8 protein-coding genes and 1 pseudogene are annotated in these 11,078 nt (G+C 32.1%); 8 read left to right on the top strand and 1 reads right to left on the bottom strand.

What is annotated here, in order from left to right:
* The 6 genes and pseudogenes from CLV55_RS12805 to CLV55_RS00020 all read left to right on the top strand — a co-directional run.
* Positions 1 to 622: pseudogene (locus CLV55_RS12805) on the top strand (hypothetical protein); the annotation flags it as partial.
* A gap of 27 nt (positions 623 to 649) precedes the next feature.
* Entirely contained in the window at positions 650 to 1,021 is a 372-nt protein-coding gene (locus tag CLV55_RS00040; RefSeq protein WP_146739508.1) for a hypothetical protein, read from the top strand.
* Between the two features lie 291 nt (positions 1,022 to 1,312).
* Positions 1,313 to 2,863: a tail fiber domain-containing protein gene (locus CLV55_RS00035; RefSeq protein ID WP_112111698.1), complete on the top strand. Its 1,551-nt coding sequence runs from the start codon at positions 1,313 to 1,315 to the stop codon at positions 2,861 to 2,863.
* 4 nt (positions 2,864 to 2,867) lie between these two features.
* A complete protein-coding gene (locus CLV55_RS00030; RefSeq protein ID WP_112111697.1) occupies positions 2,868 to 5,114 on the top strand; it encodes a tail fiber domain-containing protein in 2,247 nt (748 codons plus the stop codon).
* Between the two features lie 29 nt (positions 5,115 to 5,143).
* On the top strand, positions 5,144 to 7,234 hold the full coding sequence (locus tag CLV55_RS00025; protein ID WP_112111696.1) for a tetratricopeptide repeat-containing sensor histidine kinase: 2,091 nt from the start codon (positions 5,144 to 5,146) through the stop codon (positions 7,232 to 7,234).
* 11 nt (positions 7,235 to 7,245) lie between these two features.
* Positions 7,246 to 7,998, top strand: coding sequence for a response regulator transcription factor (locus CLV55_RS00020; protein WP_112111695.1), 753 nt, complete (start codon positions 7,246 to 7,248; stop codon positions 7,996 to 7,998).
* A gap of 174 nt (positions 7,999 to 8,172) precedes the next feature.
* Here CLV55_RS00020 and CLV55_RS00015 read toward each other — a convergent pair whose 3' ends face one another.
* Positions 8,173 to 8,847, bottom strand: coding sequence for a hypothetical protein (locus tag CLV55_RS00015; RefSeq protein ID WP_112111694.1), 675 nt, complete (start codon positions 8,845 to 8,847; stop codon positions 8,173 to 8,175).
* Positions 8,848 to 9,142: 295 nt separating this feature from the next.
* Between CLV55_RS00015 and CLV55_RS00010 the strand changes: the two genes are divergently transcribed.
* Positions 9,143 to 9,604 carry a Fur family transcriptional regulator gene (locus CLV55_RS00010; RefSeq protein WP_112111693.1) on the top strand — a complete coding sequence of 154 codons (462 nt, stop codon included), beginning with the start codon at positions 9,143 to 9,145 and terminating at the stop codon, positions 9,602 to 9,604.
* Between the two features lie 59 nt (positions 9,605 to 9,663).
* Positions 9,664 to 10,935 (top strand): adenylosuccinate synthase, encoded by a 1,272-nt coding sequence (locus tag CLV55_RS00005; RefSeq protein WP_112111692.1) that lies wholly within the window; start codon positions 9,664 to 9,666, stop codon positions 10,933 to 10,935.
* Positions 10,936 to 11,078: the final 143 nt, after the last annotated feature.

The following is an 11,078-nucleotide window of genomic DNA, read 5'->3' as shown; positions in this document are numbered from 1 at the left end:
AACTTCTACTGTTGCCACAGGAACAGCTCCTTTAGTGGTTACATCTACAACTCCTGTTGCTAATTTAAGCATTGGAGGTAATGCTGCTACAGCTACAACAACTATTTCATTTACAGGCAGTATATCAGGAGATGTAACAGGCACACAAAGTGCAACTACCATTGCTACTGGTGCGGTGAACTCTGCTAAAATTGCAGATGGAACAATTGTAGATGCTGACATTAGCACAACGGCAAGTATTTCATTGTCTAAACTGAGCAATTCTGGCGCTTCATCAGGTCAAATCATTAAATATAATGGTACAAATTGGGCAGCAAGTAATAATAGTGTTAGTGCAATTACAACCATATCTACTACTACAACTTTAACTTCAGTAATGGATACGATTCTATGCGATAATTGGTCATCAGCATTTACTATTACTTTACCTACAGCAAGCTCTAATACGGGTAAAATACTTGTAATTAGGAAAATTGATGAATCAACTAATGTACTGACCATAACTCCAGCTATCAATCTAACCAAATCAGGAGCATCAACATACAGTACTTTAAGTTCATTAAATTATCCTAAAACACTACGTATTCAAAGCGACGGAACAAACTGGTGGTTAATTGATTAAATTTTACACATGAAAAAACATTTTTTTATGAAAAAAACACTTTTTATATTAGTAATAATAACACTTTTCAATGGTGTTACTTTTGGACAAGTAAGGTTAAAATTAGGTGACAATTTGGGCGTTATCAATAGTGATGCGGCTCTTGAAGTTGAAAGTACTAATAAAGGAATACTTTTTCCAAGAATGGCTTTAACTCAAACTACCTCGGCTTCGCCCTTAAGTAGTTTTACACAAGGGATGATTGTATACAATACAGCTACTGCAAATGATGTTAGTCCTGGACTATATTATGCGGATGGCTCCAAATGGATTGGATTAGCTTATAATGACTCCAATTCTTCCAATCAAGTATTGTTTGGAACTGGAACTTCGGTTTCATCATCGCCTAATTTAACATAGAGTAACGCTAATGGATTAACACTCTCAAACAATAATTTTACGTTAAATTCAACTAATGGCAATGCCGAGGCAAGATTTCAGCTTAATACGGGACCCTTATTAAGTGGAACCTTAGGCTATAGTGCCAGAAACGTTATCAACGGTTCCAATAGTTCATTTCAATTAACAAGTTGGACTGATCCTGCAACCCAAACGCCTTTTCTTTCCGCCGATGCAACAAATGGTAGTCCGACAAGTCTACGATTTTCGGCTAATACCATAAATTTATGGGGAAAGACAACTTTTAACAACTTGTATGTTGGAAGTGCCACCACAATTCCTACTTTATTACAACCGTTATATGTTGATGGACGTATGCAAGTCGCTAATGGTGTAATACAAAAAGGAGGAAATACCGCAATATCCAACACATCTGATTTGGGTTTGTATTCATGTGAATCAGGAGATGGAATAAGATTAGGAACTAATCAGGCACCGATAAGATTTTTTTCTGATTTGAATACTAACGGAGGAATTGGTAACGATTGGAATATGACCATTGAAAGTAATGGGAATGTCGGGATAGGAACTAATTTTACGCCAACTAATAAATTAGATGTACAAGGAACTATTCGAAGCGTGTCGGGAGGTCTTTTTTCTGAATTGGATACTACAACTGGGCCTTTTTTGAATTTGAATAATCCCTTAAAAACGACTGTTGGAGCAAAACAAAATTGGAGAATAAGAAATGCTTATGATAGCGGAGGATCTGGCAATGGGTTGTTTTTTTCGTCCTATGATGGTTCCAATCAAAATGCTTATGACCATTTGTTTTTGGCTGACAATGGCAATGTTGGTATTGGAACGAACAATCCACAACAAAAATTAGAAGTCAATGGTACTGTCATGGCTAGTGGCGATTTAATTGCATCTGAAAATAATGCTACAGGCGGAAACATATCGCTACTTAATACTACAAAAACAGTAGGAACTTCAGGATACAATTGGAAATTATCTAATACATCTAGTGGACTTAGTTTTGAAACCTCAATGCAAGTTCCTAGTTTAGTACTAGGAGATAATGGTAATGTAAGTATTGGTTCAGGCTCAGCTACTACTAAAGCAAAACTTGAAATAAAAGGGTTTGGAAACCCCCAAAACATATCGAATTATGGTTATTTAAGTAACAATCAAACAAGTATCACGGGTTATATGTCTGCGACACAAAATAATATTGGATATAGTATTCTTGCAGAATCTCGTATTGCAGGATCGGAGTTCAATGCTTATTCGGATGCGCGCATAAAAAACATCAAAGGAAAAAGTAACGGCAAAAATGATTTGCATATTTTAAAGCAGATAGAAATAACCGATTATACTAAAAAAGACAGTATTGCCGATGCTGGTTCGTACAAAAAGGTGATAGCGCAACAGGTTGAAAAAGTGTATCCCCAAGCAGTTCACCAAACCAAGGGTTTTATTCCAAATGTGTATAAATCAGCGCAAGCAGTTGATGGACAAATCAATTTAGCAACAGACTTGAAACCTGGCGATAAAATTAAATTGATAGTAGCTACTGGAGAACTAGAAGTGAATGTAGTTCAAGTGGAAAAGGGCTCTTTTAAAATTGACAAATCCATTAACGATAAAGTATTTGTATTTGGCAAAGAAGTGGATGATTTTAGAAATGTCGATTATGAAGCTATCGCTATGTTAAACGTTTCTGCAACACAAGAATTGATTAAAGAATTAGAAAGTGCAGAAAATAAAATACAAAATCTCTTAAAACAAAATCAGCAATTAGAACAAGCATTGACAGACATCGAATCAAAATTAAAAGAATTGCAAATAAATAAAAAATAGAGAAATGAAAAAAATTAGTATTTTTATCACTTTGTTTGTAATTGTAACAGCTGGAAATGCGCAATTCAGTCCGACAAAATTGGGAACAAACTTAGGAACTGTTTCAAACAATAACGCAGTTTTAGAGATAGCTGGAAATAATAGCATTTTATTGCCTAGAGTTAATTTAACAAATACAACTTCGTTTAGTCCACTTTCTCAATTTACTGACGGGATGATGGTATATAACAAGCAAGCTATTAATGATGTTGTTGCGGGTCCGTACATCTGTTTTAACAGTAAATGGAATCGTCTTATTAACGTTACTAGGTTGACTCCATCACTTCCCTCAGGGAATTTAGGACTTACAACTACTTCTGCTCCTTTTTACACCGTCGCTAATTACCATATTTACAATGCATCATCAGGTTTAACATTGAATAATGATGCAGCGGCAAATAGTTGTTTTAAGTTTAATGTCGACGCGGTTGTCAGCAATGATGGTAGTGGCAATTATCCACCAACACCAAATAATTTCTTTGGAAAATTTGCATTCAATACATACCAACTTAATGATTTTAATTACGTTCAACCTTATTTTGATCCTTTTAATCTAGGTTGGCATGTCTATCAGTATGGTAATGTTTTTGACATGGGATATGATGATAATTATCAAATTAAATTTAATGCAACCAATTCAATTGCTTCAACGGTTTTTGTCAATTATAGAAATCCTTCTTATAATCAAACGTTAACCACTGATAAAATATTTATCAAGAATGGTGTCATTCAAACAGGTGGGCTGGTAGGTATAACAAATTCAGCAAATTTGGGTTTGTATTCCTGCCGTTCGAGTTATTGGATAAGATTAGGAACCAACCAAGCACCGATTAAGTTTTATTCAGATTTAGATACAAATGGAGGAATTGGTAACGATTCGAATATGACCATTGAAAGTAATGGGAATGTCGGGATAGGAACTAATTTTACGCCATCTAATAAATTAGATGTACAAGGAACTATTCGAAGTGTGTCGGGAGGTCTTTTTTCTGAATTGGATACCGTAACTGGACCTTTTCTGAATTTGAATAACTCCTTAAAAACGCCTTTTGATGTTAAACAAAATTGGAGAATTAGAAATGAGGCTAACATTGCGGGATTTAGTAGTCGTGATGGATTGTTTTTTTCATCCTATGATGGTTCCAATCAAAATGCCAATAACAATATGATTTTAGCTGACAATGGTAATGTAGGTATTGGCATTAATAAACCGAATTATAAGTTGGATGTTATGGGTACTATTATAGTTCAAAACACGGGCTCTACAGATTTTATTACAAAAAATGGAAATGTGAATTTAATTTCAAATTCTAAAACACAATCCAATGCAGCAAAATACTGGTTTTTTTCGAACTATGATTTTAATAACGGGCTAACTTTTAATGCTGTTTCTAGTACTTTAAGTCCAATAGTAACAAATGCTCTTACAATAGATAATTCTGGTAAAATTGTAATTGGTAATTCCTATTTAAATTCTTATAATGCAAAACTAACAGTAATTGGCAGTCAAAACAATACTGTTTCTAATTATGCTTTTCTAAAGGGCAGTACATCAGAACTTACAGGATATCGTTCGGGACAGGCATATAATTCGTACAGTATTTGGGCCGATTGGCGAATCGCTTCAGATGAGTTCAATGCATTTTCAGATGCTCGAATAAAAAACATCAAAGGAAAAAGTAACAGTAAAAATGATTTGCAAATTTTAAAACAAATTGAAATAACTGATTATACTAAAAAAGACAGTATTTCTGATGCAAGTTCTTATAAAAAGGTCATAGCGCAACAAGTTGAAAAAGTTTATCCACAAGCAGTTCACCAGTCAAAAGGTTTTATTCCAAATGTGTATAAATCAGCTCAAGCTACTGATGGACAAATTAATTTGATAACAGACTTTAAACCAGGAGATAGAATTAAATTGATTATAGGTACTGGTGACATAGAAGTGAAGGTAACTCAAGTTACAAACGATTTCTTTAAAGTTGACAAACCCATTACCGAAAAAGTATTTGTTTTTGGTAAAGAAGTAGATGATTTTCGAAATGTCGATTATGAAGCCATTGCCATGTTGAATGTTTCTGCAACACAAGAAATCGCCAATAGATTAGAGAAATTAGACCACCAATTAACTGAACTGGATACAAAAAACAAAGTCTTATTAAATAGAAAAGACGATCTAGTAAAAAAAATTAAAGGTTTACTAACTAAGTAGATTATTAATAATAGAATTTAGAATTTATTTTGAAAAAATTAATTATTATATGGTTAGTTGTTTTTTCTATTAGTAATTGTGTCTTTGCACAAGACACAAAGACTATAAATATCATTAAAAAAAAAATACGAAAAGAGCAAAATGACTCGCTAAAAAGCGAGCTTATATTTGATTTATGTGTTAAATACCAACCAATGGAAATAGCCACATATAAATATTATGCTGAACTTTTAAAAACAACCGCTCAAAAGAAAAAAGATTATAATGCATTGGGCTTATATTCATTATTAAATGCTTCGTATTTGGTTACTAAAGGAGATTATAAAGGCTCTATTGAAAATTCTAATAAAGCTTCAATAATTTTTAAAAAGAACAATAACAAGCAGAAATATTTAGACGCATTATTTTATAACGCTGTGGCTAATTATTACAATGGTAATATTTCCTTTGCAGAGAAAGAGGCTACAGATGCGCTCATTGAAGCTAAAAAACATCATTTTTATAACCAAATTGCATCATTACAGTATTTTTTAGGTTGCAGTTATGCTAGAAAAAATCAGTTAGATAAAGCTTTAAAAGCTCAAAATATTGCTATTCTATATTTTCAAAAAACAAAAAATGATTTTGGAGTCATCAATTGCTATAATGAAGTGATTACTTTATATATATATAATGAAAATTGGGATAAAGCTACAGAATATTCCGATTTGATATTGCAACTAGCAGCAAAATTAGAAAATTTAGATATTCAAACAAAGTCATTATTATATACTACAGTGGCTGCTGCGTATAATGGTGCAAAGTTGTATACTAAGGGATTAAAATATGCCCTAAAAGCAAATAAGATTAATTTAGACATAGGCAACCTTGAAATTATTGTTAACAATTTAAATGTTTTAACGGAACTTTATTCTTCATTAAAACAAACAGATTTAGCAATAAAATATTGTAAAATAATATTACAATATCCCGTTTCAGATAAATATAAATTAGAAGCTTACAATTTGTTAGCAAAAAATTATCAAATAAAAAAGAATTACAAATCTGCTTTATATTATCAAACCAAAAGTGTTGGTATTGTTAATATGTTAAATAATTCTGATAGATGCTCAAATGAAATTTATAGAGTTTTATATAAAGATTTAGCAACTATTCAGTATCTGCTTGGAGACTATACTAATGCGTACAGATATCTATTAAAATATACAGAGTTAAATAACAAAGTGGTTAAGAATGAAAAAGAGAAAGATATAAATGCCTTACTGCTTAAATTTGATAGCAAAGAAAAAAAAATAAGATTAAAACAATTAGAAATCCAAAACAAAAATAAAGAATTAACACTTAAAAATCAAAAATATTACTTAGTATTAATCACTTCATTGTTATTAGCATCAATTTTAATCTTAATTATTTTAATTATTTTTTATTTAAAAATCTATAAGAAAAACAAATTAATACTCTCCCAAAAAAATAATTTAGAAAATTTTTCTAAACAAGTAAATGATTCGTTAAATGTTAAAAATGTATTATTGAAAGAACTTCATCATAGGGTTAAAAATAATATGCAAATTATTATGAGTTTACTCAATATTCAAGCCAAAGAAAGTAAAAATAAGTCTATACAAGAGTTTGTTACCAAAGCAGAGGATAGAATACAGTCTATGTCTTTAATTCATAGAAGCTTGTATGAAAGTGAAAGTGTTGATAAAATTGATTTTAAAAACTATCTTGAACAACTATTGGTACATTTTGAAAATGCACGATTAAACTCAGGACAAACAATAAGTATAGCTATTGATATTGATTCAATATATTTTGATATAATTACTGCTATTCCTTTGGGTTTAATTATAAACGAACTCCTTTTGAATGTATATAAACATGCTTTCCCCAACAATTTTAAAGGAAGCATTTCAATCATTTTTGAAAAAATAGATGAGAAAGAGTATATTATCTATTTTAAAGACAATGGTGTTGGATATTCGGAGTCTCATTCAAAAAACACTTTAGGACTTGAATTGGTAGAAATGTTGATCAAACAATTGCAAGGCACTTTTGTCAAATTGACAGATGTTCAGGGTACTCACTATAAGATATTTTTTAAAGAACAAACAAAATAATAAAAACAAAAATGAAACATACCATTTTAGTTGTTGAAGATGAATATTTGATAGCCAGAGATATAAAAAATATATTGAAAGAGGAGGGCTATAAGGTTATAATTGATGTGGATAATGTTGACTATGCTCTTGAAGTACTAGCAAACGAACCCATTTCGTTGGTGCTGTTGGACATTAACTTAAAAAGTGATAAAAATGGGATTGACTTGGGGCGTTATTTGTTAGGAAAGGATTTGATTCCTTTTATTTACATTACATCGTATACCGACAAATTAACACTAGACAAAGCTAGTGAAACCAGACCCTATGGGTATATTGTGAAGCCCTATAAAGCTATTGATGTTAAAACTACTGTATCGATTGTTTTAAATAATATAAAATATAAAAATTTAGACATCATGCGGCATGTGGATACCATTACAGACGATAATCCTTTTTTGATTAAGAAAGTGATTAGTTACATTCATGAACATGTTACCGAACGTATCGAAGTGCAGAAATTGGCAGAGATAACCCCTTGGAAAGTGCATCATTTTATTAAAAATTTTACAAGGTACATAGGCAAAACGCCTTATAATTATGTGATTGATAGAAAGTTAGAACATGCCAAAGCTCTACTGGTTGAAACACAGATTCCAGCTCGCCAAATCTCATACCAGTTAAGTTTTAAAAGTCATTCCAATTTTTGCCGTTTTTTTAGAATTAGAGAACAAAAAACCCCCGATGAATATCGAAAATATCATAGAGGATTAAAGGCAAAATAAATAGCAAATACTCTTTTAGATTCAACACCAAAAGAGCGTTCCATTGATAAAGATATTAGCTTATTGAATGATAATGAAAGAGATATTGTTAGATATAAAAATAAAAATGAGGAATAGGCAATAGAAAAGGCTGCTTTTGGGCAGCCTTTAGATTGATAATGAATGAAGATCACGCTAGGCGGCTATAACATTTTTAGGATTACTCAAAGGAGCCACACTTACAGTATTGCTTGCAAAAACATAGAAATAATACATAGTGGTTACCATTAGGCCTTTAAAGTATTTTTTTCTTGATTTAGAGAGATCATAACGAATTTTATTTGCGTTATTTTCCAATACCAATTTTCCTTCTACAAATGTAGGATTTGCCAAAGGTTCTCCTTCACTGCAAATGCAAAAATAGTTAATGCTTCCATGTCCTGTTATAGGAGGAATTTCAACATAAATTTCGCCTTCATTTTCTGTACGTTTAGCAATAAACATTTCAATACGTGTCAGAGGGATGTTTCCTTGTGGGGTGGTAATACTAGGAGTATAACCACTTGCAATAATGATGGCTTCGTCTCCATTGGCTGTAGTGTCAACATAATCGGCTAAAAGGTCAAGAGCATCAATCAACTTCTTTTTGGCTTTGGTAAAAATAGTTTTCTTTGTAGCTCCATACAAGGCATAGTCTGCTGCTGCAATACTAAAATTGTGTTGAAAGTCTTCAAAAACTACTTTGTCAATGACAGGAGAAGGAAAGGTCGTTGGATTGTTAAAAATCCCATTATACACCTGATTAGCAAAGGTGTCTAATGCAGAGGTTCCAAATTGATGGTACCCGATGGTACAATGCGAAATTGCCATAATAAAAAAGATTTTTGTTAAACAAATAGTTTTTGGTGCAACTATTTATTGCAATAACGCATGTGGTAAAACAAAATTGTATGTATAAATGTTAAAAAAGTATTAGTGTTTTAATAATATTTTGTTATAGTTGTGTTATATTTCTTTTTTTAGTCTTAATGATGTGTTTAATGGATTTGCTTATGAACAATAGATGTTTATAATGAGCTAGGAAACAGTATAAAAAAAGAATACACTTAAAATTTATTGACATTATCTTTTATTCTTTTAAACTAACATTTATCTTTGCGCTACTATGACACAAACAACTGATATTGCTAAAAATCAAGAAACTGTAAAAAATGTTTTTACAGCTTATCTTGAAACTAATGGACATAGAAAAACGCCCGAGCGTTACGCCATTTTACAAGAAATTTACAACAGTCAAGAGCATTTTGATATTGAAAATTTGTACATCAAAATGAAAAATAAAAATTATAGGGTTTCTCGTGCCACCTTATATAATACGATTGAATTGCTTCTCGATTGTGGATTAGTGCGTAAACATCAGTTTGGTCAAAATCAGGCGCATTATGAAAAGTCATATTTTGATAAGCAACACGATCATATCATCATGACCGATACAGGACAAGTTATTGAATTTTGTGACCCTAGAATTCAGTCCATCAAGCAAACTTTAGAAGACATTTTTGGTATCGAAATAAACAATCACTCCCTTTATTTTTATGCTACTCAAAAAAATCAAAAAGAATCTTAATTTTTTAAAAATCAACTAGAATACAGTTACCATATAACAACTCAATCAACAACAACACAATGACAATAGATTTATTACTGGGCTTACAATGGGGGGATGAAGGGAAAGGAAAAATTGTAGATGTATTAACGTCTAAATATGATATCATCGCTCGGTTTCAAGGCGGTCCAAATGCGGGACATACCCTTGAATTTGATGGGATAAAACATGTTTTACGTACCATTCCATCGGGTATTTTTCACAAAAACAGCATTAATATTATTGGAAACGGCGTTGTGATTGACCCAGTTGTTTTTAAAAGTGAACTGGAAGGTTTGGCGTCTTTTCAAATGGATTTGAAATCTAAATTATTGATTTCCAGAAAAGCTCATTTGATTTTGCCTACACACCGTTTGCTCGATGCCGCCTCGGAAGCTTCGAAAGGTAAAGCAAAAATAGGGTCTACACTCAAAGGAATTGGACCTACGTATATGGATAAAACCGGGCGTAATGGTTTGCGTGTAGGTGATATTGAACGGGATGATTTTAAAGAACGGTATCGTTCATTAGCTGATAAACATGAAGCGATGATTGCGTTTTATGATGCGAAGATAGAATATAATTTAAAAGAATTGGAGCACGAGTTTTTTGAAGCCATAGAAACATTAAAATCGCTTCCATTTATTGATAGTGAAGAATATTTAGCTCAAGCCCAAAAACAAGGAAAATCAATTCTATGTGAAGGCGCACAAGGTTCACTATTGGATGTAGATTTTGGAACCTATCCTTTTGTCACGTCTTCTAATACAACGGCAGCGGGTGCTTGTACAGGATTGGGAATTGCTCCAAACAAAATTAAAGAGGTGTTTGGTATTTTTAAAGCTTATACAACTCGGGTGGGGTCGGGACCTTTTCCAACAGAAGATTTTGGGACTGACGGCGATGTGATGGCTCAGGTTGGAAACGAATTTGGTTCGGTAACAGGGAGAAAAAGACGTTGCGGTTGGCTTGATTTGGTCGCTTTAAAATACGCCATACAAATTAACGGCGTGACCCAATTGATGATGATGAAAGGGGATGTGTTAACAGGTTTTAAAACCTTAAAAGTTTGTGTAGCCTATGATTATCAGGGAGAAACCATTCATCATTTACCGTATAGTATTGATGACACATTAGTAACTCCTATATACAAAGAATTTGAGGGATGGCATGTTGATTTGACAGGATTAACAACCTTTGAGGCCTTACCTAAATCACTGAAAGAATATATAGCTTTTATAGAAGAATTTGTAGAAGTTCCTATTAAAATACTTTCGGTAGGACCTAATAGAACCCAAACAATATTGAGATAATAGAAAAAAGCGAACTTTATTGCACTGCCCCCAAAAAGTTAGACACTATTTGGGGGTATTTTTATGGAAAGAAAAGTCAAGTATGATTATGCATTTAAGTTAGAATGTGTAGAATTAGTTTTAAAGAAGCATTATTCTTGTGA

The organism is Flavobacterium aciduliphilum (genome assembly GCF_003268855.1).
GTDB classification, from domain to species: domain Bacteria; phylum Bacteroidota; class Bacteroidia; order Flavobacteriales; family Flavobacteriaceae; genus Flavobacterium; species Flavobacterium aciduliphilum.
The sequence above is the reverse complement of the archived record's forward strand: the minus strand, read 5'-3'. Positions and strand labels throughout refer to the sequence as shown.